The sequence below is a fragment of the Rhodococcus sp. MSC1_016 genome (genome assembly GCF_023667485.2).
Classification (GTDB): domain Bacteria; phylum Actinomycetota; class Actinomycetes; order Mycobacteriales; family Mycobacteriaceae; genus Rhodococcus_F; species Rhodococcus_F oxybenzonivorans.
The window spans coordinates 6,176,664-6,201,905 of record NZ_JAMOZI020000001.1 but is presented as its reverse complement, the minus strand read 5'-3'; the positions used below and the strand labels follow the sequence as shown (position 1 = coordinate 6,201,905).

Sequence of the window (25,242 nt, the reverse complement as noted above, 5' to 3'; positions counted from 1 at the left end):
TAACAGGGAGACTCGCCATGTCGCGTGCGCAGTTACTCGAACGTATCACCGACCAGTCGAATCGAGCGAACCCGTATCCCTTGTACGAGGAACTTCGTGAGACACCGGCGGCGCTGCAGGACAACGGTTCCTACCTCGTCGGACGGTATTACCACGTCGCCGCGTTGCTGCACGATCCGCGTATCAGTTCCGACTTGCACAACCGCCGTGCAGGAATGCCCGGGGCCGATCGGGCCGACAACGGTGGACCGGCATTCATCCGTTTGGACCCGCCCGAGCACGACCGGCTTCGGCGGTTGACGACGCGGCAGTTCGGACCGCCACACATGCCCGGCAGAGTCGACTCCATGCGCGGAGAACTCGCGGACCTCGTGTCCATCCTTGTCGACAACCTCGAGGGAAAGGACCGCATCGATCTCGTCGACGACTTCGCGTACCCCTTCCCGGTGTCCGTGATCTGCCGACTGCTGGGTGTTCCCCGTGAGGAGGAACCGCGTTTTCACGTGTGGGCGGATGCGCTGGTGGCCTCCATCGAACCGACCCGCGATTCGGACAGCGACGCGAAGATGAAGGCAGCTCAGCAGGCACAGATGGAAATGGGCATGTTCATGGCCGGGCTGATCGAGGAACGCCGAAAGATTCCGGGTGACGACATGTTGTCCGGGTTGGCGGCCGATCGCCATGAGGGCGGTCTCGACACCCTCGAGCTGGTCACCAATTCGATCATGTTGTTCATCGCCGGCCATGAGACGACCGTCAATCTCATCACCAATGGCATGCTCACCCTGCTCCGTAATCCGGGCGAGCTGGACCGCCTGAAGCGCCACCCGGAGCTGATGCCTCTGGCGGTCGAGGAGTTGCTGCGGTTCGAACCGCCCGTCCATTTGGTTCCCCAGCGAACCCCTATCGTCGACATCGAGGTCGGTGGCGTGACCGTGCCGAAGGGTTCACCGATCGTCCTGGCTTTGGCCTCCGCCAACCGGGATCCGGAGCGGTTCACCGACCCCGATCGGTTCGTTCCCGACCGCGCCGACAACCAGCACCTCGGCTTGGGCAGCGGCATACACAGCTGTTTCGGCGCACCACTCGCCCGGCTCGAAGGTCAGATGGCGCTCAATGAACTGATCCGCCGACTCCCGAACCCGCGCCTCGTGGAGGACCCGCCGCCGTACCGACCCAACCCGGTGCTGCGCGGTCCTCGGCACCTCATGGTGGACTGCGGATAATTTCTGCTGCATCATCCTGCACCTCGCTCCGTTCGGTGAAGACTCCGGCCTCGCGCATGCTCGATCAACTCACCGGGGTGGTGCCGGTGATTGATTCGCGGAGCTCGTGTGGGATCGATCTGCGGTGGTGGGATCCATTCAGTCCTGCCCGGGAATTCTGAATCAGGCCGGGTTGTCGTGGTGTTCCAGCCGGCTGAGCCATCGTTGACCTGTGCGTGGCACGCATCGCATGCGAGGGTGAGGTTGTCGATGTCGGTCCCGCCGCCTTTCTGCCAGTCGGTGACGTGGTGGACCGCGCACAGACTGGCCGGCGCGGCGCATCCCGGGCGGGTGCATCCACCGTCGGCAGCGATCAGTGCAAGCCGCTGATCGGCATTGGCGAGCCGGCGACGTCTGCCGAGGCGCAGAGGACGACCGGAATGGTCGAACAGTACGAGAACTGGATGAGCATGCTCGGCGAGCTTCAATGCGTCCTCGAGGGGTAGGAGGCCACCGCTCGCTGTCGTCGCGAGACCGCCTGCGGCCTTTTCGAGTTGATCCAGCGTCATCGTGATGATCGCGGTGACGGGCAGGCCACGATGTCTGCCGAGTACCCCCGTTTCGAGCAGTGCCCGGAATATGGCACTGAACGCGTCATGGTTACGTTGGGCCGCGGAGCGGGTGTCGCGCGCCGCCGCCGCTGCGAGTGCTGTGCGATCGAGTGTGGGGTCTTCGCTGTCACCCGTCGGTGATTCCGGATCGTCGGGGTTGTTCATTCCGGGACGGGCCCATTTGGCGAGGATCGGGTCGAGCAACGCCCGCGCCGTGGGATCGAGTTCACCGGAAATTCTCGACATCAGTTCGGAATCCTGCCGCGCGAGCGAGATGCCGCGTCTGCGCTTGCGGTCACGGTCGTCACCGAGGTTTCCGTCTGGGTTGAGGTACGCGAGGATCCGGTGCCCGGCCTGCTCGACGTCCTCGGGTGTCCCGGTTCGCGCCAGCTGGGCCAGGATCGATTCGGCGTGGGAGACGCCGTCGTTGCCGACAGCGTGCGGGATCTTCCGCATCACCTTGGCCACTGCGCGCGCATGTCCGGGACCGATGTCCCCCTCACGTTGCGCTGCAGCGGTTTCCGGCAGTGCTGGGTCGATTGAATCACCGGACAATGTATGCCACACGCCGAGGTTCCGCGCTGCCGTGACGCGGGCGGATGCGTCCACCGCAGACACACGGAGAACATCGACGAGTAACTTGTTCGGCGAGTTGTATCCGAGCTCGGCCGGTATCGAGCGTTCGACACTCTCGACGACCAACCGATGCGACACCGCGTCGGCGCGGCGCAGCGACCGCTCCAATCGCCGCATGGCCTCGAGCACGTCGGAGTCGCGCAGTGCCGTCAAATCGCTTTCGAGGAGCACGTCGATAGACGCGGACAACGTTGACAGCTGCTCTGCCACCGGACTATTCAACACTGAGCTATCGAACACTGTGCTAATCACCGACCCCCCAGTCGAACTGATGAGTGCAACACTACCCCAGGGGTCCGACACGTTCCGCCAATCAATCACGATGAGCAGGCTGAACCACGTAACCCTCAGGACTCCCCGCCCCGCAGGGTGTCGGACGGCGTCACCCCGTACTTGCGCCGGTAGGCGGCCGCGAATCTGCCGGTGTGCATGACGCCCCAGCGCGAAGCGATGTCGGAAACCGTTGCAGGAGAGCTGCTTGCACAAAGATCTGCGTGGACGCGCTCGAGCCGGACGTCGCTGAGATATTCCATCGGCGTCATGCCCACGTATTCGCGGAATCCCTGCTGCATGCGACGGACGCTGACGTCGACGAGTTCGGCCATCTCGCCCGCGGTCCAGGGGCGGGCGGGGTCTTGTTGGATCGCGTCGACCACCCGTTTGACGATGCGCGGCCGGATACCGGACGCGCCCGCGTCGTCATCCGGCATCGCGGCAAGCACCAGCGCGGTGGTGAGTGCACCGCAGAGCTGCCGCGACACCTGCTCGCTCTGCAGGAGGATGCTGTTGTGCAACGCCTGGTCGGCGACGGATCGGACGAATCCCAGCCATTCGGCGCCCGCACCGGACCGCAGATCGAGTTGCCGCGGCAACTGCCGGCCCGGCCTTGCGAGTACGCGATCCATCTCCCGCTGCAAATAGTCGCGCTCCACCTTGAAACCGATGATCTCGCAGGAGCTACTCCAGTCGGTGATCACGGTGCGGGTGTCCGGTGGGCAGATGGTCGCGAATCCTGGCGTCGAGGTCACTTCCCTGGCACCGGTGACGGACACGATGTGGCCGGCCAGCGGGATGTTGATGCCGTATGCGCCCGGGTGGTCGGATTCGATCGACACGGCCGCGCCGAACCCTATTCGTGCGAGCCGTGAGGGGCCGAGTTCGGTGGACTCGAGCGATGACCTTGCCGCGTCGTCCCGGGAAAGCGGCCGCAGGTCGTGAGGGAAGTACGCGTCGGCCACCACTTCGTGGACTTCGTCCCAGTCCGTGAACCCCGAACCCACCAGCTGATCTCGCATGCCTGCTTCCAGACCTCTCACCTCGCGCTACGGCCGCGCACGGGCAATTCCCGACCTTAGCATCGCCTGTGACGTCCGTCACTACAAGGGTGTGGGCGCCGACCCCGGCAACTCTCTTTCGCGATCCGGATCGCGCCTTCGCAATGCGGATCGACGGGCTGTGACGGCCGTCATATGTTGTGTGCATGCCCTGGAAATGCAGGGGCGTTCGCACGAATCGTGCAGAAAGGCGGTCTCGAAATGGATCAACGCACTCTGCGTAACATCTTCGGCCAGTTCGCCAGCGGCGTCACCGTGATCACGTGCACCAACGCAGACGGCACTCCGCACGGAGCCACTGTCACGGCCTTCACCGCCATCTCGATCGAGCCTCGGCTGTGCCAGGTGACGCTGACCCGGAAGTCGAAGGCCTGCGGCTACTTGACCGACGCACCGTTCGCGGTGAACATCCTCGCCGCCGATCAACTCGACACGGCCATGCACTTCGCCGGGAAGCCGCAACGGACGGAACCGGTGTGGGACTCCTCGGGTATCGCTCCCACACTGTCGGGCAACGCAGCAACGCTGATCTGCTCGCCCTGGGCCTCCTATGACGGCGGCGACCACATCATCTTCATCGGTGAGATCGTCGACGCGTCCGTCGACTCGACCAAAGACCCGCTGCTGTTCTACCGCAGCACTTTCCACGACCTGGGCACCACTTCGGGCACCACGGCGTGGAACGGCTGCCTCGACGACCCCCACAGCGGATGGTTCGACGCCGCCGCCTCGTTCACTCCGCTCCACCTGCAACTCGCCCAGGCTGCCTCGTAATTCTGATCGAAGGGAACACCATGACCACCATCGAATCCGCCCCCGAGACCGCCGTCGACCGCACCAAGGTCAACGTGGCTGCCGACAGCGAGGCCAACCGCACGAAGAACTTCGCGTCGCGGCCGATGACCGGCGACGAATACATCGAATCGTTGCGTGATGACCGAGAGATCTGGTTGCACGGGGATCGCGTCAAGGACGTGACCACTCACCCCGCGTTCCGCAACCCGATCCGCATGACTGCGCGACTTTACGACGCGATGCATACCGGCGAGCACGTCGACACGTTGACGACACCCACCGACACCGGAAACGGCGGCGTCACCATGCCGTTCTTCCGGGCGTCGAAGACTTCGGACGACCTGCTGAAGGACCGCGACGCGATCGCCACGTGGGCACGGATGACGTACGGCTGGATGGGCCGGTCCCCCGACTACAAGGCCTCCTTCCTCGGAACCCTGCACGCGAACAAGGAGCTGTACTCACCGTTCGAGGACAACGCCGAACGCTGGTACAAGGAGTCGCAGGAGAAGGTCCTGTATTGGAACCACGCGATCATCAACCCGCCGGTCGACCGGCAGCTGCCGCCGGACGAGGTCGGTGACGTGTTCATGAAGGTGGAGAAGGAAACCGACGCGGGCATCGTCGTCTCCGGCGCCAAGGTCGTGGCCACGGGTTCGGCTATCACCAACTACAACTTCATCGCCCACTACGGCCTGCCGATCAAGAAGAAGGAATTCGCGCTCATCTGCACGGTGCCGATGGACGCCCCGGGCGTGAAGCTGATTTGCCGCACGTCCTACACGCAACAGGCGGCGGTGATGGGAAGTCCGTTCGACTACCCCCTGTCGAGCCGGATGGACGAGAACGACACGATCTTCGTCTTCGACAAGGTCCTCGTGCCGTGGGAGAACGTTTTCATGTACGGCGACGTGGAGAAGATCAACGCTTTCTTCCCGCAGTCGGGCTTCCTGCCCCGCTTCACCCTGCAGGGGTGCACGCGACTCGCCGTGAAGCTCGACTTCATCGCCGGACTTCTGATGAAGGCGCTCGACGCCACCGGAGCGGGCGGCTTCAGAGGCGTGCAGACCCGCGTGGGTGAAGTGATCGGCTGGCGCAACCTGTTCTGGTCCCTCACCGAATCGATGGTCCGCGACCCGGAGCCGTGGGTGGGCGACACGGTCATCCCCAAGCTCGAGTACGGGCTCACCTACCGCATGTTCATGCAGCAGGGTTACCCCCGCATCAAGGAGATCATCGAGCAGGATGTGGCATCCGGGCTCATCTACCTGCCGTCGTCGGCCGCCGACTTCAAGAGTCCCGACGTGCGGCCGTACCTCGACAAGTACGTCCGCGGGTCGGAGGGCATGACCGCGGTCGACCGCGTGAAAATCATGAAGGCGCTGTGGGATTCGATCGGCAGCGAGTTCGGTGGCCGCCACGAACTGTACGAACGCAACTATGCCGGCAACCACGAGGGCGTCAAGGCGGAACTGCTCATGTTCGCGGAGAACCGGGGAACCGTCAGCTCCATGAAGGGTCTGGCCGAGCAGTGCCTGGCCGAGTACGACCTCGACGGCTGGACAGTGCCGGACCTGATCGGCAACGACGACGTGTCCTACTTCGGCCGCAGCTAGCCCCTCAGACCAGGAGTGAATATGACCACCACCGAAAGCCCCACCGCGGTCGGCTCCGGCAACGCCGCGACGGACAAATTCAAGGGCGCCAGATTCACGGCCGATACCTCGCCGGAGCGTCTGTCCGCCATCGCTACCGAGGCGCTCGCCGGATTGAGCGCGCTGATCAAGAAGCATGCCGTCACCTATTCGGAGTACCGCGTCCTCAAGCAGTGGCTCATCGATGTGGGCGAGGGCGGTGAGTGGCCGCTACTTCTCGACGTGTTCGTCGAGCACGACATCGAAGAGGTGAACTCGCGGAACTTCAAGGGCACCAAAGGAAGCATCGAGGGTCCGTACTACGTTCCCGGAGCCCCACAGCTCCCGGCCCGGTGCACGCTTCCGATGCGTGACGAAGATCGGGCGCACCCGGCGCTGGTCCTCCGGGGTCAGGTGACCGACCTGGACGGCGCAGGACTCAGCGGGGCAACCATCGAGTTGTGGCATGCCGACGACGAAGGCTATTACTCCCAGTTCGCCCCGCACCTCCCCGAGTGGAATCTGCGCGGAACCATCGTGACCGACTCGGAGGGAAGATACGAGATCACGACGATCCAGCCTGCGCCGTACCAGATCCCGACCGACGGACCCACCGGCCAGTTCATCGAGGCTGCCGGGTGGCACCCGTGGCGTCCGGCGCACCTCCACCTACGGGTGACCTCTCCCGGCAAGCAGCCGATCATCACGCAGCTGTACTTTGCCGGTGGGGACTGGGTCGACGACGATGTCGCCACCGCGACCAAACCCGAACTGCTGCTCGATCCAGTGATCGACGATGCGGGACGTAAGGTGGTCGACTACGACTTCGCGCTCGATCCCGCCACGGACTGATACCCACCCACCATTTCCCCGGGTGAGACGATTCGCATCGCCTCACCCGGGGCATTGCTGTACAGGACAGGAAGCATGATGACAGGCAGAACGACCGAGTTCGTGCACACGAGCGACGCGGTGATCGAGGTCGTCGTCGAGGGTGACGGTCCGTCGGTAATTCTGCTGCCCTCACTGGGCCGCGAATCGTACGACTATGACGACGTCGCAGAGGGTTTGGCGCGGAACGGGTACCGCGTCTCCCGCCCGCAGCCCCGCGGAATCGGCCGGAGCAAAGGACCGCTCGACAACATCACCTTGCATGACCTCGCCGCCGACGTGGCAGCAGTGATCGAGGCGCAGGACAACGGCGCGGCAGTGGTGGTCGGCCATGCCTTCGGGCATTACGTCGCCCGGATGCTGGCCGCCGACCGGCCCGAGCTGGTGCGCGGCGTCGTGGTCGCGGCCGGTGGGGCGCGGCACTATCCTGCCGAGTTGACCACCCTGGCGGTGCAGTGCGCCGACTCGTCCCTGCCCGAATCCGAGCGGCTCCGCCATCTGCAGACCGGGTTCTTCGCACCCGGCAACGACCCCGCCGAGTGGCTCACCGGCTGGTACCCGGACGTGTCGAGGCGGCAGCTCGCAGCCTCGGCCGCTACACCCAAAGACGAGTGGTGGGCCGTGGCGCATCAGCCGATCCTCGACCTTCAGGCAGCTCTGGACCCGTTTCGACCCCGCGAGACGGCGAACGAACTGCGGGACCAGTTGGGCGAAGTGGTCACCGTGTCCGTCATCCCGAACGCCAGTCACGCACTACTGCCGGAAGCGCCCGCACAGGTTGTGCGGGCGCTCACCGACTGGATCCGGACTCTCGACAGCTGAGTGGCTACACCCGCTCGAAGATGGCCGTCAAACCCTGGCCGCCGCCGATGCACATCGTTTCGAGTCCGTAGCGGGCGCCGCGCCGGTCCATCTCGCGCAACAGGGTGGCGAGGATCCGCACTCCCGTCGCACCGACGGGATGGCCGAGCGAGATGCCCGACCCGTTGACGTTGGTGCGGTCGAAATCCTGTGTACCGAAATTCCATTCCCGCGTGACGGCCAGCGCCTGTGCCGCAAATGCCTCGTTCAGTTCGATCAGGTCGATGTCTGCCAGCGTCAGCCCCGCACGCTTCAGTGCCCGCTCGGTGGACGGCACCGGTCCGATACCCATTTCGGACGGCTCGACCCCGGCCACCGCCCAGGTGACCAGTCGCGCGAGTGGCCGAAGGCCGAGACGCTCCGCATGGGCACGCGTGGTGACGAGACAGGCTGCGGCGCCGTCGTTTTGCCCACTTGCGTTGCCTGCGGTGACGGTCGCATCGGGGTCGCTGTGACCCATGATCGGGCGCAACCGGGCGAGTGACTCGACCGTCGTGTCCGCCCGGGGGTGCTCGTCCCGATCGACACGCTGCGGGTCACCCTTGCGGCGGGGAACCTCCACCGGAACGATCTCCTCGCCGAACTTCCCCGACTCGATCGCTGCGACTGCCCTCTGATGGGATTTCACCGCAAGTTCGTCCTGCTCGCTGCGGCTGATGGCGTACTTGCGACGCAGGTTCTCTGCCGTCTCGAGCATGCCGCCGGGAACCGGGTAGTTCCGGCCGCCCGCGGTCACCCGCCCGCGAGCCAGACGGTCGTGGAGTGCTGCCGGCGCTCCGCCCGCTCCCCAGCGCATCGACTCGGTGTAGTACTCGGCACGACTCATCGACTCCACGCCGCCGGCGATGACCAACTCCGCCACCCCCGTCTGCACACGCATCGCTGCATCGAGCACTGCCTGCAGGCCTGACCCGCAACGGCGATCGAGTTGCTGTCCGGGAACGGTCACCGGCAGGCCGGCGTCCAGTGCCACCACCCTGCCGATGGCGGGTGCTTCCCCGTTGGGGTAGCACTGCCCGAAGATGACGTCGTCGACACCGTCCGGTTCGATCTTCGTGCGGGCCAGTAGCTCAGACACCACGCGGGCACCGAGGTCCGCGGCCGGAACGTCCTTGAACTGCCCACCATAACGTCCGACCGGGGTACGCAGGGGCTCACAGACGACGACATCGTTCGCCTGGGCATTCGAGTTTTCAGGCACTGCGGAAATCCCTTTCGTCATCGGTCCACTGCTGCGCCCATTCGCGCAGCTCGACCGCTCGGATCTTGGTTCCGTTTCCACCCACCGTGGTGGGCATTCGTTCGATGATGTGCACGGCGCTCGGAACCTTGAACGCCGCCAACGACTCTGCGCACCAATTCTTGAGCTCGGCAGCGCCGGTTTCTGCCCCCTCGGTGGGGACGACGAAGGCGATTGCCTGGGTGTATCCGCCGGCGCCGGTGATCCCGACGACCTTCGCCAGGTGCACGGACTCGTGTTCGGCCAACCGGTGCTCGATCTCCGCCGGATCCACCAGAAATCCGCGCAACCGCAGTACGTCACCCATCCGGCATACGTACGTATAGCCCCCGTCGCCCGTTGCGACGGCAAGATCGCCGCTGCGAAACCACCCGTCCGCTGTGAATGCTCGCGCCGCTGCATCCGGATTACCGAGATACGCGTCGACGACGTTCGGTCCGCGGACCTGAAGTTCACCCTGCTGACCGACCGGCAGTACCGAGTCGTCGAGAGGGTCGGCTATCCGAACCTCGATCTCCGGTGACACCGGGCGTCCACCACCGTTCCACCGCAACGACTCCGGGTCCTCATCCGTCCAGAGCAGCATCAGGGCGAACACCTCGGACGACCCGAAGACACCGGTGGTGACGGCACCGAATTTTTCGCGCACCCACGCTGCCACCTCATGAGATCGGCCGAGGAAATCGGCGATGCCGATCCTCTTCAGCGAGGACAGGTCGGCGCGTTCCCCGCCGTGCCAGGTGTCGTACAGACGGGTGAAGAGGTCGTCGCCGCCCACGACGTGCGTGACCTTCTCCGACTGCATACGACGCAAGGTCGCGGAGGCGTCGAACACCGGTTCCATCAGCAGCGCACCACCGCCCGCGAGCGTGGCCATCGCGGTGCTGAATCCGAAGACGCCGGACACCGGTAGCACACACAGGGTCACATCACCGGGCTCGATGCCGAGAAGGCGGGCGTCCGCGCGTGCGTGGCGAACGATTGCACTTTCCCGATGTGCGGCCAGTTTAGGTACCCCGGTGGATCCCGAAGTCGTAAATGCCACTGCAAGAGGGTCGGCGGCGTCCGCGTGGGCGCCGGTCACGGTCGTGGTCGCCATGTCGGGCGTCTGCGGAACCCGCACAGAACCGTCGATCCCGCGACCCACGTTCCAGGCGCCACTGCCGAGGTCGAACGCGGCGCGCTCGAGCTCGGACGCGCCCTCTTCCGGCCCTCGCACGACGGCGATCACCGGAGCCGGGATGTCGAGGGACTGCTGCGCATCCCGTAGGCGTCCGTACAGATCGAGTCCGTGGAACCGGGCGGCCACCGCGACTACCGCCGGCCTGGCCGAGGTGAGAATGTGGGCAATTTCCTGGGTGTTGTAGCGGGTGTTCACGCCGATGACGTGTGCCCCGACCGCCGACGCCGCCCATTGCCAGAGCACCGCATCCGACCAGTTCGGCAGCAGCACAGCCACACACTGGCCACGCCGAATACCGGCCTGTCGCAGTTCCGACGCCACACCGGAGGCGCGTGCAGCGAACTCCGCGCGGCTTATGGGTACCCGCCTGTCACCCACGACGTCGATCGTCATGACGGCATCCGGGTCGGCCGTCACCAGTTCGTCGAGCAGCGAAGCGAGCGTGTCATGGCGGGTGGCCGTGTCGTGTGCCGTCACGAGAGCACCTCCGCCGAACGTAGCTCGGTCAGCCACTGGTCCGCCAACGACGCGAAGTCGTCGACCTCCTCCATGGGGTAGTGGCCGATTCCGTCGAGCATCGTGTAGCGCGCGTAGCCCGGTCGCGCCGAATTGATCAGCGCTGCCAGCTTCTCGACCGCACCGGTCTGGATCCAGGGGTCCTGCTCTCCGGCGACGACGTGGAGCGGGCACGTGGTGTGGGCCAGACGGTTTCGGACGTCATGCATTCCCCAGGCGATGAGATCCGACGACGAAATCTCCGGGTCTTCACGCTTGTGCATCGTGGCGATCAGCTGGGCTGCCTCCGCGGGCACGGAGTGTCCCACCGAGGCCAAGGTGCCGAGGTAGGTGCGGTCACCGCGACTCGGACCGGCGACATCCTCTAGTTCGCGCCGCAGTCCGCCGACGTTGACCCGTCCGGGCCCCGCCTCGGCTGCCATCGCGATCGCGCCGGCCAGTGGGCGCTCGGGGCGCGTCGCCAACTCGAGAGTCAGCTTCCCGCCGATCGAGCAGCCTATGACATAAGGCCGCTCGACTCCGAGCAGGTCGAGCACTTTCCACAGCCAGTTCCCATAGACGACGAGATCGGTGACGGGTCCGCCGACCGCAGGCTCGGAGCGGCCGTGACCGGGAAGGTCGGGCACGATCACCCGATAACCCCTCCTCGACAGTGCCGATGCCACGTGCCGCCATTGCACCCCGCTCTGTCCCGCGGTGTGCAGGCACAGCACCGTGGGTGTGCCGTCCGTGGACGTGTCGGGTGTGACGATCTCGACGAACCCGAGAGCTCCATCGATGTTCAGGTAGCGGGCCTCGATCATGAGCGGGCCTCCATTCCCCCGGCGAGTGGCGAAGCGTCGTTCTGCGCGCGTCGTCGGTCATTCGCGGCGGCTCGGGCGTGGATGACGAGGATGTCGAGTGGTTTGGTGAGACGCAGGTATTCGTAACCGTCTCCCGCTGAGGAGAATTCACCTCGGATTGCACGCCGCATGAAGTCGTGATGTTCACCGAACACCAAGTCCACCCATGTCGACGCCGGCGCGCGAAGCGTGAACGTCGCACCCCCGGGAACTCGCCGACTGATGTCGATGATGCGTCCACGGTAGATCCTCAGATGCACCTCACGGCTGTGCCCTGAACCGTCGAGGCAACACAGGCCTATCGTCCCGTCCCAGGTGGCCAACGACGAGGTGAAGTTCCGGTCGTCGGCGAGTGCTTCGCGGAGAAGCTCCGCCCACGCGACGGTGCAGAAATCCGTGGCCGGATCAGTTCCGACGGCAGACCCCTCAGGCAGCCGCCAGGTTTCGATTCCTTGCTCCCGAACGTTTCCGTCCTCGTCGATCAACCGCAGATGCCGGTCGACCTCCACCGTGTCCTCGGTCCGCTGAACGCGGGTAATCACCGACTCGGCCCGAACGACGTCGTCGGCCTCTACCGCCGACACGGTGTTCCATTGCAGACCCGTTCGGGCTGCGCTGTCCAGGTTCGATGCGTCGAGCACTCCGGCGACCACGACTCCCGTGAGTGACGCACCCGATCCGGGGAAGGTAGCGCCCGACGCGGCAATGACGTCGGACACCCGGCGCTCGGCGCTGACGGCCCGATCGCCGACAGCCAGGCGCTGCTGTTGCGTGAGGACACTCATTCCGACACTCTCCCCAGTAACTCGTCCGAGATGATCCGCATTTGAATCTCACTGGTACCTTCGAAGATCTTCGTCAATCGGGCGTCGCGCCAATGTCTTTCCACTTGGAAGTCGGTGGTGTAACCCGCGCCCCCATGGATCTGCACGGCCTCACTGGTGACGCGTTCGGCCATCTCGGTCGCGACGAGTTTGCACATCGACGCTTCGAGAGAGCACCTGCGTCCGGTGTCGATATCGGTGGCCACCGAGTACATGAGCTGGCGGGCAGCTTCGATGTCGGCCGCCATCGTCGCGACCTTGAAGCGCAGATGCTGAAAATCTGCCAGTTCGTGACCGAACTGACGACGGGTGTGGAGGTAGGCGATCGAGTCCTCGAGCGCGGCCCGGGCGAGGCCGATGGCCCGCGCAGCAGTGTGCGCACGACCCACCTCCAGACCACTCACTGCCAGGTAGAACCCCTTGCCTTCCTCACCCAGCATCGCGCTGGCCGGCACCCGGTAGTTGTCGAACGACAACTCCCACGTGTTCCAGCCGAAATAGCCGATCTTGCGAATCTTGGTACCGCTGATGCCCTGAGGGAACTCGCCGCGCTCCTTCTCGATGAGAAACGCGCTGATGCCGCGGTGCGGCTTGGCCGGATCCTTCTGCGGGTCCGTCCGGGCGAAGAGAACGAGGTAGTCGGCCTCGTCGGCATAGGTGCACCACATCTTGGTGCCGCTCACCACCCAGTCGTCGCCGTCCCGGACCGCGCGGCACGAGATGTTGGCGACGTCGGAACCGGCCTCCGCCTCGGACAACGCGTAAGCACCCAGGTACTCACCGCGCGCCACCTTGGGCAGCAGATCGGCTTCCTGCTCGGGCGTGAAGCCGCCCCCCATCCCGTTACCACGCGCCAGAAGTCCCGACACGCTCATCCACGCACGGGAGAGTTCCTCGGCCACAAGGCAGTACTCGAATACACCGAGACCGAGACCGCCGTGCTCCTCGGGGATCATGATGCCGAAGAACCCGACGTCCGCCATGGCCTTCTTGAGGGTGTCGGGGATGGTCCCCTGGACCGGATCGAGTTCGTTGGCGACGGGCAGCACCTGGCTCATCGCGAAGTCGCGTGCCAGGTCACGGATCGCCAGTCGGTCCTCGGTGAGATATCGCGGCGAATCGGTTCGCGGCTGTGACGGCCGGTGAGTCATGGACACTCCTCATCCATTCGAGATTCGGTGCGCGAGACGGGGGAACTCAGGTTCCACACCCGAATCACATTAACGCTTGTTCACCCAGTACAGCACGGGTGCGCCGCCGGCGTCAACGGTGACCTCGGACAGCGCCGACTCAGGGTGCGCGGTATCCCACGAGGTTGAGCGCATAGACGCCGTACGAATCGGCAACCGCTTGCGCCGAGAGAGGGCCCTCGGTCCGGTACCAGAGAGCGATGCCGGCGCACATGGTCAAGACCGCGGTGACAGCCTGGTGAACGTGGGGAACAGCGAAGTCTCCGCTGTTCACACCCTCTTCCGCAATGGTGACGAAGAGATGTTCCTGCGCGTCCCGGGACCCCACCACCCGCTTGCGATCGACTTCTTCGAGGTACCGCAATTCCGTGTTGGCGACCAGGCAGGCGCGCTGGTGTCGCGCGGTGTACAGCGAGTGCGCCACCACGGCAGCACGCCACCGGTCCGCCGGCGCAGGGCCCACTTTCCGCAGGGCGTTCCGGGTAGCGGTGAACTGCTCGTCACTGGCGGAACGCAGAATGTCGACGAGCAGCTCGGCCTTGTTCTCGAAGTGGTTGTACACGTTCGCCGCACTACAACCGGCATTTTTCGCGATGTTCCGCATCGTCGCCGCGTGAAACCCCGAGAAGTAGAACTCGTCGAGCGCAGTGTCCAGAATGCGCTGCCGAACGGTCGGCTGAGCGGCGACGATTGACCGAGTGTTCATCCCTCGGAGGGTAGAGCGACCAGGACGGATGGGCAACAACCGTCGTCTTGACTACCCTCCCAGCCTCGATTATGGTCCCCATCACATGAACGGCCGTTAATGACCGTGTCTTCTCACCCGCTCTGCACCGTGGAGGTACGCCGCCTTGAGCACCCTCGAAGAACGAATCCGCCGACTGGAAGACCTCGAGTCCATCCGGACACTCGACGCGCAGTACTGCCGTCTGCTCGACGACGGCGACTGGGACGCTCTGATGGACTTGTTCACCGACGACGGAGAGTTCGACGGCTTGTCGAACCCCCGCGGTAAGGCCGAGATGAAGGAGTTTTTCTCCGGGCTCGCCGCCGGTGGCCTCACTGCGTTCTGGCACTTCATCACCAACCTCGAGATCGACCTCGACGGTGACCGCGCGACCGTGCGCTCGTTTCTGTGGCAACCGTGCGTGTCGGGTGGCACGTCGTCGATCGCGGCGGGCCGATACACCGACGAGGTGGTCCGTGTCGGCGACCGCTGGCTGTACCGTCGCAAGCAGGTCCGCTTCCACTACTTCGGGCCGCTGACCGACGGCTGGGACGAGAACCGGTTCGCGCTCGACTCCGCGCGCCGTGCGGCGGTGCACGCATGACCACCGACGCCTCCCTCACCGAATCCGGCGCCGCGATCTGGTCACCGATCCTCGCGTTGCCGGAGTTCGTCGAACTCCGACGACGCCGCCGCACCGTGACGGCAAGCCTCGGTGCCGTCGCGGTCGGATTGTTCACCAGCTTCCTCGTCGGGTTCGCCTTCTTCCCCGAAGTGCTCGGCAGGACTGCACTATTGGGCATACCGCTCTCACTGTGGGTGGTGTTCTCCCAGTTCGCCGGCACCTGGCTTCTGGTGTACGCCTACTTCCGGCTATCCCGGACCTACATTCAGCCGGCCGCCGATGCGGCCGTTCTGGCCATCGAACTACGCCATCAGGAGCGTGCCGCATGACGGGCGAAGCCGATTACCTTGCCATTGCCATTTGCTCTGCGGTCATCTCCCTGACCCTCTGGGTCACCTTTGCCGCGTCCCGGCGCAGTCGCAGCGCCACCGGCTTCTTTGCGGCCGGTCGCTCGATCACCGGCTGGCAGAACGGTTTCGCGATTGCTGGCGAGTTCATCTCCGCGGGTAGCTTCCTGGGTACCACCGGACTGATCTTCTACAAGGGCGTCGACGGGGCGGTGATTTTGTGTACCTCCGTCGTCTCCTTCCTGCCGGTGCTGTTCCTCCTCGCCGAGAAGATGCGCAACGTCGGAAAGTACACTCTTGCTGACGTTCTCGTGTTCCGGACAGGTGCCCGGCAGGTCCGGGTGGTGGTCGCGCTCAGCACGATCGTCACCGGCACATTCGTGCTGTTGGCCCAGCTCGTCGCGGCGGGCGTCCTGCTCGAGTCGGTGTCGGGCATTCCCTTCGGGCTGTCCGTCGTCGTCGCCGGAAGTTTGATGGGCATTTATGTGTTTGTCGGCGGCATGCTTGCCACCACCTGGGTTCAGGTGATCAAGTCGTCTATCTTGTCCGTCCTGGCCATCATCGTCTGCTTGGGAATTCTGGCGAAGTTCGGGTTCAGTCTCCCGTCCGTCTTGTCCGACGCCACCGACAACGCCGCCGCAGGAGACGCGATCCTGACGCCCGGACTCATCTTCGGACAGACCGGCGCAATCAATCTCATCTCCTACTCACTGGCCTTCGCCCTCGGCACCGCGGGCATGGCGCACATCCTCATTCGCTTCTTCACGGTCCCGGAGGCCGCGACGGCACGGAAGTCTCTCGGCTGGACTGTCGCGCTGTGCAGCGCCTTCTACCTGATCGTCATCGTGATGGGATTCGGCACCGCTGCACTCCTCGGACCCGACGGAGCAGATCGCGTCGGTGCCGGCGGCAACCTTGCGGCACCCACCCTGGTCACCGAACTCGGCGGTGGCGTCGGCACCGTAGGCGGATCGATCGCCTTGGCCATGGTGGCGGCCGTGGCATTCGCCAGCATCGTCGCCGTGGTCGCCGGTGTGGTGATCTCGGCGGCGGGCACTTTCGCACACGATGTCTGGCCCACCGTCACCCGCACGAAAGCCACCGACACGGAATCCACGGACATCCGCGAAGCGAAGATCGCGCGGTACGCCGCGGTTGCGTTCAGCATCATCGCCATCGGGCTGACCATGGCCATTGGCGACAGCACGAATATCACCTACTTCATGGGAATGGCGTTCATGGTGGCGGGAAGCGCTCACCTGCCCAGCCTGCTCCTCAGTCTCAACTGGCGACGGTTCAACAGCACAGGAGCCGTGTGGGGAATCTCGGTGGGGCTGGCGTCGACCGTGATCAGCCTGATGTTCACAGAGGCGCTCTGGTTGGGTAGCGGACCGGCACCACTCACCATCCAATTGCCCGTCATCATCACAATGCCTCTGGGTTTGGCTGCAGCAGTGATCGGCTCGCTCGTCGCGGAACGGCGGAACGGCATCAAGTCCGACCGAGACGAGAAGTTCGCCGAAATGCTGGTGCGCGCCGAGACCGGCATCGGAGCGGAGCTCGCCGAGGCGCACTGACGGCTTCACCCGTGAGGGCTTCGCCCCTGTGAGTACTTCTTAACCGCCCGATGTTAATAAGTACTCACGGGGCGCGGAGCGCACAACCCGCGACCGGTGACGAGCGGCAGATCCAGTGCGGTGACGAGTCCGGGCTCGGCCTCGACGACGGCGTGCACCGAATTCACCAGTCGCATCGCGGTGACGATCATGCCCGACACGTTGTGGTCACCGTTTTCGCCGTTGTGGTTGAACTCGACGGACATCATGGGCTCACCCGCGATGTCGATGCGATAGCAGCCGTCACCACGGTTCGGCTTCGGCCACTCGGGCATTTGGTCCGGATGCGTTCGCGTGATGTGCTCGAGTGCCACGCGCGGCACGCCGTCGACGGTGCCGATGACCTCGAACCGCACGGCAGCCGTCGTGCCCGCGGGGATGTGACAGGACACGACGTCGAGGTCGTGGTCTGCCGGAATCCGTGCGACCTTCTCCACAAGCGGCTCGTCGAGTGTGATGTCGAGGCCTGCCGCGATCTGGCGGACGACGCTTCCCCACGCCAGCGACAGCACTCCGGGCTGAAACAGCATCGGCGTCTCGTCGAGAGGTTTCCCGAATCCGAAGATGTCCCGCATCACCACGGGCTGGAAGTACGTGGAGTAGTCGGCGATCTCGTAACAGCGGACCTCGTCGATGCGCTGCGACAAACTTGTCATGGCTAGCGGCAGAACGTCATTGGCGAACCCTGGGTCGATGCCGTTGACGTGCAGACTGGCGCCACCCTGCTCGCCGGCACGGCGGATGCGGTCGACGAGTTCGGCCGGGACGACGCCGATCGGATATTGCAGCAGCACCGGACCCGAGGACACGACGTTGACGCCCGCTTCGAGGAAGGAGATCAGCTCCTCGACGGCCTCGAAGATGCGGTCGTCCGTCATCGCGGTATGCACGATGCAATCCGGTTTCAACGCGAGCAGGGCCGCCTTGTCGTCGGTGGCCCTCACCCCGAGTTCACGGTCTAGGCCGGCCAGTTCACCGGCGTCCTTCCCGACCTTGTCCGGATTCGACACCCAGACGCCGACCAGTTCGAGGTCGTCGCGGGCATCGATCCCTGCGATGGCATGTCGCCCGACTGTGCCGGTGGACCATTCGACGACGCGGTAGCTCATGGCTTCTCTCCGAGTTTCAGATCAGGAAGGCCGAGGTCGAGGTTCGGCTGGTCGAGGCCTCCGTCGACCTCGAGTATCTTGCCGGTGATGTACGAACCCGCCTTCGAGGACAGGTAGAGCACGGCCGCCGCGATGTCTTCGGGGTCGCCGATCCGGCCGAGCGGGGTGACACTTTCCATCGACGCTTTCACCGCCTCGTCGGAGGCGACGAATTCAAGCGCGGACGTCAACACCGACCCCACGGCGATCGCATTGACGCGGATGTTCGGGCTCAGATCGCGGGCCGCCAGCCGGGTGTAGTGCGCCAGTGCGGCTTTCGCGGTTCCGTAGGCCAGATAGCCGCGGCCGGACAGCCTGCCCATCACCGACGAAATGTTCACCACCGACCCGCCGTCGTGCGCGAGCATGTGCGGTACCGCTGCCCGCACCAGTGCATGCGCGGTGCTCACATTGAAATGGAATGCCTCCTCGAGATAGTCCGAGTCGGTGTCGAGGAGGGCGTTGGGGATGGTGCCGCCGACGTTGTTGACGACGATGTCGAGCCTTCCGAACTCTTCCTGCGCGGCGTCCGCGAGCGCGGCGACGGCGTGCAGATCCATGAGATCGGCGGGCACGACCAACGCGCGTCGCCCGGCCTCCTCGATTTGCGCCGCCACCTTCTGCAGCTGATCGGCATGGCGGGCGGAGATGACGACGTGTGCGCCCGCCTCCGCAAGCCCCACCGCGGTGGCCGCGCCGATGCCGCGGCCGGCGCCCGTGACGACGGCGACCCGGCCGTCCACTCTGAACCGATCGAGGATCATGGCGGCTCCTGTTGTCGTTCCCCCTCCGGCGAATGTAACAGGTTCTAGTTTGCGAGTGCAGTCGTTTCCCGGCAGAAGTACTTCACCAGCGGTAGCCGAGCACTCCGAGAATGAACTCGAGCCAGTCCGGAAGTTCGATTCACCCGCTGCCCGATGTCCGCCGATACGGGATACGGCTGAGGTTGGCGACGAGCCAAAGCACCCAATCGTGTCCACGAGCAACCGGACGACCGGACGTGGCGGCGGGTTCGAGGAGTCGACGGGGTTTCGTCAGTTTCGATTGTCGACAATTCGCTCGACTGCCTCGCGCAGCGGTGGTAATCAATACTGACAATGCCTTCGACAATCGACTGATTTACGCGGAAGTACTCGTGGATCGCGATGTTCCGAAATCCGCGATCTTGTGCCACTCGATCTCCGGCGCCTTCATCTTCGTTTCTGGATCGAGTCGATTGGCGGCCTCCCCAATAATCTCGAGCTGGCGCACGATGGCGTCGTGCGCCATGTCGCGGTCGTCACCCGACAGCTTCGGGTAGTACCGCATCACTGCGTCGATGGCGCCGAGGATGTCCTGACGTCGATCTCGATCTGACCTGCTCACACGTCGACCGTGTCGGCCCGCGCAGTATCGGAAACCGCGCCCTTTGCGACTCCACGCGCAACGACGTCCACCTTGATGCCAAGTAAATGAGTCAGCTCGTCTGCCAGCCCCAACATCGAAACGACCTGCTCGTAGTCCGGGGCATCGATACTCACCATCAAGTCGATGTCGCTGTCAGCACCTGCGTCACCTCGCGCTACGGACCCGAACAACTTGACGTCGAATGCACCGTACTTCGCGAGGACTCGCCGCACCTCCTCGCGATGGTCAGTCAGGACCGCTCGCAGCCGCTCACTGTCTGGAGTCGGTGCAGCCATGTCGAGGTCCTTCCGCTGCCGGCGCTTGCCTCCACCGCACCTTTCATCCGCGCGAGGAACACGAACCACATCACTCGCCGCCCTCCTGGGTCTCGACATATCACAGCATCCCGAGCGCCCACTTCACCTCAGCAGCACGAGGATTCACGTGGAGCGGCTCCGCCGCCTGTGAGTACTTACAAACCGCCCGCGGTTAATAAGTACTCACAGCTCGAGCGGGGTACCCACATAGTTCTCGGCGATGAGGGTGCGTCCGGCGACGGATCGGGTGACCATGTCGAGTTCGGCGATCTGCCGCTTGTGGCCGAATCCGGTGTCGTCGGGGAGCCGGTGCAGCATCGAGGACATCCACCAGGAGAAGTGCTGGGTGCGCCAGACGCGCGGCATCACCATGTCGGTGTAGCTGTCGAGCCCGGCCCGACCGCGGGTGGTGAAGTACTCGGACATCGCCTTGGACAGGAAGTAGACGTCGGCGATCGCGAGGTTCATGCCCTTCGCGCCGGTGGGCGGCACGGTGTGGGCGGCGTCGCCGGCCAGGAAGAGGTTGCCGTGCTGCATGGGCTCGCACACGAAGCTGCGGAACTGCAGGATCGATTTCTGAAAGATCTTGCCGTCCTTGATTTCTGCGCCCTCGCCGTCGACGCGGGCGTGCAGTTCGGACCAAATACGGTCGTCGGACCAGTTGTCCACCGAATCGTCGGGGTCGACCTGCAGGTAGTGCCGCTGCACCTGCGGGGTGCGGGTGCTGATCAGCGCGAAGCCGCGCGGGTGGTTGGCGTAGATCAGCTCTTCCGACGACGGCGGGGCCTCGGCGAGGATGCCGAACCAGGCGAACGGGTACTGACGGAAGTGGTCCGTCCGCACGGTGGCCGCAGGGATCAGGGCGCGGGTGCTGGTCCGCGACCCGTCGCATCCGCCGACGAGGGCGCATGTGAGGGTCTGTTCGTTGCCGTCGGTGTCGCGATAGGTGATCTTGGGGGATTCGGACGTGTGGTCGTGCACGTGCACGTCCGATACGCCGAAGCGGAGGTCACCGCCGTCCGCGAGCCTGCGGGCGATGAGGTCCTTCAGCACCTCATGCTGCGGGTACACCGTGACCGCGCGGCCGCCGGTGAGTTCGTCGAACGCGATGCGGTGCCCCTTGCCGCCGAACCGCAGTTCGATGCCCTGATGGGTGTGCCCCTCACGCTTGATGCGGTCGCCGAGCCCGGTGTCGACCATCAGATCCACCGTGTTCTGCTCGAGCACACCGGCGCGGATCGTGCCCTCGACCTCCTCGCGGGTGCGGGTTTCGAGTACCACCGACTCGATGCCCTGCAGGTGCAGAAGGTGGGACAGCATCAGTCCTGCGGGGCCTCCGCCGACGATCCCGACCTGTGTGTTCATGCGCAGACTCCTCGCGTAGTTCGTGACACCAGTCACTGTTGCGCCCGAACTGCACTCCCGACACCCCCACTTTCACTGAGTGAAAGACGACTAGGCGACGCCGCGGGAAATGCCCCGTGCCGCCGCCCGCACGGCAGGAATCAGCGGTGCCGGATCCTTCTCCGCAGGCACCACGACCGAGACGGCGGCCACGACCTCGCCCGTCGACCGCGACACCGGCGCAGCCACGGCCAGTGTCCCGACATTGAGATGTTCACGGCAGGTGACCCATCCGGTTCGGCGAATGTCGTCGAGGGTGCTCCGAAGCCGGTGTTCGGTGGTGATGGTCGCCGGGGTGAAGCGCTCGAGGCCGGCTGCGAGCACGGCGTCGAGCAGCTCGCCGCCGCCGAACGCCAGCAGAACCAGACCACCACTCGACGCGTGCAGCGGCAGCCGTCCCCCGGCACGCCCGACCACGGTCACGGCACCCCGCGCGGACAGTCGCTCGATGTACAGCGCTTCGAGTCCCTCCCGGACCACCAGCTGGACGTTTTCGCGGGTGGCCTCGTAGAGGTCCTCGAGATACGGCAGCGCCACCTGCCGCAGTCCGTGGGCGCGCGGCGCGAGAGCCCCCAATTCCCACAGCTGGACCCCGATTTCGTAGGTTCCGTCGTCGGCCCGCTCAAGCGCGCCGTGTTCCACCAACTGCCGGCACAGCCGATGCACGGTGGGCAGGGGTAGACCGGTACGCCTGCTCAACTCCGACTGGGACAGACGCGGCCGTTCCGACGTGAACGCACCGAGAACGAGAAATGCCCGGCCCAACATGCTGCGTTCGTCGGCTCCGGCCATGCCGCCAGTATTCCGCGTGTGGTGCGGCGCACCGACGCCGTTTGACACGGATATATGACTCACCCCACAATCGGTGCGCAATATGAACTTGTGTTCAACTAACGAACACTGCTGAAGCCGAGGATCTGATGACCACTTCCGAAAGGAGCGCGATGCGCTCCTCCACTGCCCTCTGGGTCGCACCCCTCTGCTGGGTGGCGGTGTTACTCGACGGGTTCGATCTCGTGGTGCTCGGCGCCGTGATCCCCTCGCTGCGGGACGACGCCGACTGGAGTCTGTCTACAGGCACGATCACGTTCATCTCGACGTTCGGCCTGGTAGGCATGACGATCGGGGCGCTCGTCATCGGCACACTCACCGACGTGATCGGCCGCAGGCGCGCGCTGCTGTACGCGGTCGCGGCCTTCTCGCTCTTGACGCTGCTGTGCGCGGTAGCGCCCAACCCGTTCTTCTTCGGACTGTTCCGGTTCCTCGCCGGCGTGGGCCTCGGTGGCGCACTCCCGACGGCGCTTGCTCTGGTCAACGAATTCTCGAAGAAGCAAGGCGGCGGTTCGGCATCAACCCTGCTGATGACTGGGTATCACGTGGGTGCGGTCGCGACGGCCGCGCTGGCCATCGTGCTGATCGAGCCGTTCGGCTGGCGGTCGATGTTCGTTGCAGGTGCGCTGCCCGCGATCGTGCTGATTCCCCTGATGTTGCGTTACCTCCCCGAATCGCCGTCGTACCTCCTCGCGCAGGGCAAGCGTTCCGAGGCCGAGGCCATCGCGAAGCAGTACGGACTGGAACTGGAACCCGCGCCGGCCGCTGACGCACCCGTCGCGTCCGCCACCAATCCGGTGCGCGCCCTGTTCTCACCTCCCTTCCTGCGCAACAGCATCGCTATCTGGGTCACGTCCTTCATGGGACTTCTGCTTGTCTACGGACTCAACACCTGGTTGCCGACCATCATGCGCGAAGCCGGATACAACCTCGGGGCCTCGCTCACCTTCCTGCTCATCCTCAATGCCGGCGCGGTGGTCGGACTTCTGATCGCGGGCGGCGTGGCGAACAGGATCGGCCCGCGTCCTGCGGCGATCATCTGGTTCGCCGGCGCCGCGGTGTTCCTGGCGCTGCTCAGTGTCAAGGTGTCCTTCGGGATTTACGTGCTGGTGTTTCTCGCCGGGTGCTTCGTGTTCAGTGCGCAGGTGCTGGTCTACGCATTCACGTCGGCCAACCATCCGCCGCAGATCCGTGCGACCGCGCTGGGCTGGTCTGCAGGCGTGGGCCGCGTCGGCGCGATCTGCGGGCCCATCCTCGGTGGGGTGATGCTCGGAGCCGGTTACGCCGTCCCGTGGGGCTTCTATGCGTTTGCCCTGGTGGGGCTGCTCGGTGCGATTGCTGTGGCCACGACTCGGACCGTCCGCTGAGATTCGTGGCCGCCGGGCGATGAGTTTCGGGCATGTGCGTGGTCCATATCGGTGAGGATTGATCGAGAACACCCGAGAGGACTACGCCATGAAACCCATCACCCCTTGCCTCTGGTTCGACGACCGCGGTGAAGAGGCAGCAAAGTTCTACACCTCCCTCTTCCCGGACTCACGAATCACCGACGTGACCTATTACGCGCCCGGCACACCCGGCCCCGAGGGCAAGGTGATGACGGTGTCCTTCGACATCAACGGGCAGCCGTTCACCGCACTCAACGGCGGCCCGCAATTCACGTTCAGCGAAGCCATCTCGTTCGAAGTGCGGTGTAAGGATCAGGACGAGGTAGACCGATACTGGGCGGCTTTCACGTCAGACGGTGGCGAGGAGAGCCAGTGCGGGTGGGTGAAGGACCGCTTCGGAGTCTCCTGGCAGGTGGTCCCCGAACGCCTGTACGAGTTGATGAGCGACCCCGACACCGCCGCGGCCCAGCGCGCAGTCCAGGCGATGCTCCAGATGCGCAAGTTGGACATCGCCGCACTCGAGAAGGCGTTCGCGCAGCCGTGAGCTCGGGCGAGGAGGGGTGACGAGAAGGGGATGACACCGTGACCACACAGCGCAAGACACACATCACCGGGGTGCATACGGTGGCCGTGCCTGTCACCGATCAGGACAGGGCCCTCGAATTCTACGTCAGCACACTCGGTTTCGAACGCCGCATGGATGCCGAGTTCGGCGAGGGACAGCGCTGGGTCGAGGTGGCACCCCCGGGATCAGTCACGTCCATTGCCCTGGTTCCGGAACGTGAGGGCGCACCGGCCGGCGTCGAGACCGGCATTCGGCTGTCCACTGCGGACGCCGACGCCGATCATGCGACTCTCGCGGCGCACGGTGTCGATGTGGACGCGGAGGTCACGCGCCTCGGCGACTACGTACCGCCCATGTTCTATTTCCGAGATCCCGACGGCAACCGGCTCGTACTCGTCGAATTGCCACGAGAGAGCTAGGCGGATACAGAGAGCTAGGCCGACACAGAAAACTAAGCAGATACAGAGAACTTCCCGGACACAGTGGCATCCGTCGGCACCTGAAGAGACCCGGCCGTCAACGTCAGCGTGCGACCGGCGCGCTCGGCATCGAGCAGTTCGTGGGTGGCCACGACGACGATGGCACCTCGTGCGGCTTCTTCGTCGATCACGTCGTTGATCACGGCGCGGGCCTGCGCATCGAGTCCGGTGGTCGGCTCGTCGAGGAGCAGTAGGTCACCGCGTTGCACGAGCGCCTGAGCGAGCAACGCGCGTTGCCGTTGACCGCCCGACAGCGTACCTACTTGCCGCGCAGCGATATCCGTGATGCCGAGCCTCGTCAACGCGGCCTCCACAGCTTGGCGGTCGTCGGGGGTGAGGCGGCGAAACAGTCCGCGGCGCTGCCACGCGCCCATGCCGACGAGCTCGCGCACCGTGAGGGGCAGGTTGTCCCCGACCGCCGTGCGTTGTGGCACGTAGGCGACGCGCCGCCCGCGGAGTCCGTCGATGCTTCCGGACGTGGGGCGCAGGATGCCGGCCAGTGCGTGGAGCAGCGTCGACTTGCCGGACCCGTTGTGCCCCATGAGCGCGGTCACCGTCCGCTCGGTGAACGATGCGCTGACACGGCTCAGCGCCATGGCGGTCCCGTATCGCACGGTGAGTTCGCTTACGACAATCATTATCGCTTA

Annotated in this window: 26 protein-coding genes; 11 read left to right on the top strand and 15 right to left on the bottom strand. The window is 65.0% G+C overall.

Going from position 1 to position 25,242, the window contains the following annotated elements; translation table 11 throughout:
* Window positions 1–17: 17 nt before the first annotated feature.
* Window positions 18–1,226, top strand: a complete 1,209-nt coding sequence (locus L1080_RS29105; protein WP_250767682.1) for a cytochrome P450 — start codon at window positions 18–20, stop codon at window positions 1,224–1,226.
* Between the two features lie 11 nt (window positions 1,227–1,237).
* Here L1080_RS29105 and L1080_RS29100 read toward each other — a convergent pair whose 3' ends face one another.
* Entirely contained in the window at window positions 1,238–2,662 is a 1,425-nt protein-coding gene (locus L1080_RS29100) for an HNH endonuclease signature motif containing protein (RefSeq protein WP_201453398.1), read from the bottom strand.
* Window positions 2,663–2,799: 137 nt separating this feature from the next.
* Window positions 2,800–3,747: an AraC family transcriptional regulator gene (locus L1080_RS29095; RefSeq protein WP_250767680.1), complete on the bottom strand. Its 948-nt coding sequence runs from the start codon at window positions 3,745–3,747 to the stop codon at window positions 2,800–2,802.
* A 240-nt stretch (window positions 3,748–3,987) separates the two neighbouring features.
* Between L1080_RS29095 and L1080_RS29090 the strand changes: the two genes are divergently transcribed.
* The 4 genes from L1080_RS29090 (at window position 3,988) to L1080_RS29075 (ending at window position 7,928) form a co-directional block, all read left to right on the top strand.
* Window positions 3,988–4,560, top strand: coding sequence for a flavin reductase family protein (locus L1080_RS29090; protein ID WP_250767677.1), 573 nt, complete (start codon window positions 3,988–3,990; stop codon window positions 4,558–4,560).
* A 20-nt stretch (window positions 4,561–4,580) separates the two neighbouring features.
* Window positions 4,581–6,197: a 4-hydroxyphenylacetate 3-hydroxylase family protein gene (locus tag L1080_RS29085; protein WP_250767674.1), complete on the top strand. Its 1,617-nt coding sequence runs from the start codon at window positions 4,581–4,583 to the stop codon at window positions 6,195–6,197.
* Window positions 6,198–6,218: 21 nt separating this feature from the next.
* Window positions 6,219–7,067, top strand: a complete 849-nt coding sequence (gene catA, locus L1080_RS29080) for a catechol 1,2-dioxygenase (protein WP_159923322.1) — start codon at window positions 6,219–6,221, stop codon at window positions 7,065–7,067.
* 78 nt (window positions 7,068–7,145) lie between these two features.
* On the top strand, window positions 7,146–7,928 hold the full coding sequence (locus L1080_RS29075) for an alpha/beta fold hydrolase (protein ID WP_250767671.1): 783 nt from the start codon (window positions 7,146–7,148) through the stop codon (window positions 7,926–7,928).
* Window positions 7,929–7,932: 4 nt separating this feature from the next.
* Here L1080_RS29075 and L1080_RS29070 read toward each other — a convergent pair whose 3' ends face one another.
* The 6 genes from L1080_RS29070 to L1080_RS29045 form a co-directional block, all read right to left on the bottom strand.
* Window positions 7,933–9,168, bottom strand: a complete 1,236-nt coding sequence (locus L1080_RS29070) for an acetyl-CoA C-acetyltransferase (protein WP_250767668.1) — start codon at window positions 9,166–9,168, stop codon at window positions 7,933–7,935.
* A complete protein-coding gene (locus L1080_RS29065; protein ID WP_250767665.1) occupies window positions 9,161–10,867 on the bottom strand; it encodes an AMP-binding protein in 1,707 nt (568 codons plus the stop codon). The genes L1080_RS29070 and L1080_RS29065 overlap by 8 nt, the downstream gene beginning before the upstream one ends.
* Window positions 10,864–11,709 (bottom strand): alpha/beta fold hydrolase, encoded by an 846-nt coding sequence (locus L1080_RS29060; RefSeq protein WP_250767662.1) that lies wholly within the window; start codon window positions 11,707–11,709, stop codon window positions 10,864–10,866. Before L1080_RS29060 ends, L1080_RS29065 begins: the two co-directional genes overlap by 4 nt.
* Entirely contained in the window at window positions 11,706–12,533 is an 828-nt protein-coding gene (locus L1080_RS29055; protein WP_250767660.1) for a hypothetical protein, read from the bottom strand. The genes L1080_RS29060 and L1080_RS29055 overlap by 4 nt, the downstream gene beginning before the upstream one ends.
* Window positions 12,530–13,723 (bottom strand): acyl-CoA dehydrogenase family protein, encoded by a 1,194-nt coding sequence (locus tag L1080_RS29050; protein ID WP_109333985.1) that lies wholly within the window; start codon window positions 13,721–13,723, stop codon window positions 12,530–12,532. The genes L1080_RS29055 and L1080_RS29050 overlap by 4 nt, the downstream gene beginning before the upstream one ends.
* 139 nt (window positions 13,724–13,862) lie before the next feature.
* Window positions 13,863–14,468: a TetR/AcrR family transcriptional regulator gene (locus L1080_RS29045; protein WP_250767657.1), complete on the bottom strand. Its 606-nt coding sequence runs from the start codon at window positions 14,466–14,468 to the stop codon at window positions 13,863–13,865.
* A gap of 145 nt (window positions 14,469–14,613) precedes the next feature.
* On the opposite strand from L1080_RS29045, the gene L1080_RS29040 reads away from it, so the two are divergent.
* From L1080_RS29040 to L1080_RS29030, 3 genes are read left to right on the top strand one after another with little or no spacing between them, the layout of a single operon-like run.
* Window positions 14,614–15,093, top strand: a complete 480-nt coding sequence (locus tag L1080_RS29040) for a nuclear transport factor 2 family protein (protein WP_250767653.1) — start codon at window positions 14,614–14,616, stop codon at window positions 15,091–15,093.
* Window positions 15,090–15,443: a DUF485 domain-containing protein gene (locus tag L1080_RS29035; RefSeq protein WP_250767650.1), complete on the top strand. Its 354-nt coding sequence runs from the start codon at window positions 15,090–15,092 to the stop codon at window positions 15,441–15,443. The genes L1080_RS29040 and L1080_RS29035 overlap by 4 nt, the downstream gene beginning before the upstream one ends.
* Entirely contained in the window at window positions 15,440–17,038 is a 1,599-nt protein-coding gene (locus tag L1080_RS29030; protein ID WP_250767647.1) for a solute symporter family protein, read from the top strand. Before L1080_RS29035 ends, L1080_RS29030 begins: the two co-directional genes overlap by 4 nt.
* Before the next feature lie 53 nt (window positions 17,039–17,091).
* On the opposite strand, the gene L1080_RS29025 is transcribed toward L1080_RS29030, so the two are convergent.
* From L1080_RS29025 to L1080_RS29000, 6 genes are all read right to left on the bottom strand, one after another.
* Window positions 17,092–18,186, bottom strand: coding sequence for an NAD(P)H-dependent amine dehydrogenase family protein (locus L1080_RS29025; RefSeq protein ID WP_250767644.1), 1,095 nt, complete (start codon window positions 18,184–18,186; stop codon window positions 17,092–17,094).
* The gene (locus tag L1080_RS29020; RefSeq protein ID WP_250767642.1) at window positions 18,183–18,989 is read right to left on the bottom strand and encodes an SDR family oxidoreductase; all 807 of its coding nucleotides are present in this window, start codon (window positions 18,987–18,989) and stop codon (window positions 18,183–18,185) included. Before L1080_RS29020 ends, L1080_RS29025 begins: the two co-directional genes overlap by 4 nt.
* Window positions 18,990–19,344: 355 nt before the next feature.
* Window positions 19,345–19,590 (bottom strand): HepT-like ribonuclease domain-containing protein, encoded by a 246-nt coding sequence (locus L1080_RS29015; RefSeq protein WP_250767637.1) that lies wholly within the window; start codon window positions 19,588–19,590, stop codon window positions 19,345–19,347.
* The gene (locus tag L1080_RS29010) at window positions 19,587–19,907 is read right to left on the bottom strand and encodes a nucleotidyltransferase family protein (RefSeq protein WP_250767634.1); all 321 of its coding nucleotides are present in this window, start codon (window positions 19,905–19,907) and stop codon (window positions 19,587–19,589) included. The genes L1080_RS29015 and L1080_RS29010 overlap by 4 nt, the downstream gene beginning before the upstream one ends.
* A 204-nt stretch (window positions 19,908–20,111) precedes the next feature.
* The gene (locus L1080_RS29005) at window positions 20,112–21,293 is read right to left on the bottom strand and encodes a 4-hydroxybenzoate 3-monooxygenase (RefSeq protein WP_250767631.1); all 1,182 of its coding nucleotides are present in this window, start codon (window positions 21,291–21,293) and stop codon (window positions 20,112–20,114) included.
* Between the two features lie 90 nt (window positions 21,294–21,383).
* The gene (locus tag L1080_RS29000; protein WP_159923290.1) at window positions 21,384–22,124 is read right to left on the bottom strand and encodes an IclR family transcriptional regulator; all 741 of its coding nucleotides are present in this window, start codon (window positions 22,122–22,124) and stop codon (window positions 21,384–21,386) included.
* Between the two features lie 128 nt (window positions 22,125–22,252).
* Between L1080_RS29000 and L1080_RS28995 the strand changes: the two genes are divergently transcribed.
* The 3 genes from L1080_RS28995 (at window position 22,253) to L1080_RS28985 (ending at window position 24,535) form a co-directional block, all read left to right on the top strand.
* Window positions 22,253–23,530 carry an MFS transporter gene (locus L1080_RS28995; RefSeq protein WP_250767614.1) on the top strand — a complete coding sequence of 426 codons (1,278 nt, stop codon included), beginning with the start codon at window positions 22,253–22,255 and terminating at the stop codon, window positions 23,528–23,530.
* 88 nt (window positions 23,531–23,618) lie between these two features.
* A complete protein-coding gene (locus L1080_RS28990) occupies window positions 23,619–24,095 on the top strand; it encodes a VOC family protein (RefSeq protein WP_109334005.1) in 477 nt (158 codons plus the stop codon).
* Between the two features lie 38 nt (window positions 24,096–24,133).
* Window positions 24,134–24,535, top strand: a complete 402-nt coding sequence (locus tag L1080_RS28985) for a VOC family protein (protein ID WP_250767611.1) — start codon at window positions 24,134–24,136, stop codon at window positions 24,533–24,535.
* Window positions 24,536–24,567: 32 nt separating this feature from the next.
* Here L1080_RS28985 and aztA read toward each other — a convergent pair whose 3' ends face one another.
* Window positions 24,568–25,233: a zinc ABC transporter ATP-binding protein AztA gene (aztA, locus tag L1080_RS28980; protein ID WP_159923284.1), complete on the bottom strand. Its 666-nt coding sequence runs from the start codon at window positions 25,231–25,233 to the stop codon at window positions 24,568–24,570.
* Window positions 25,234–25,242 lie beyond the last annotated feature (9 nt).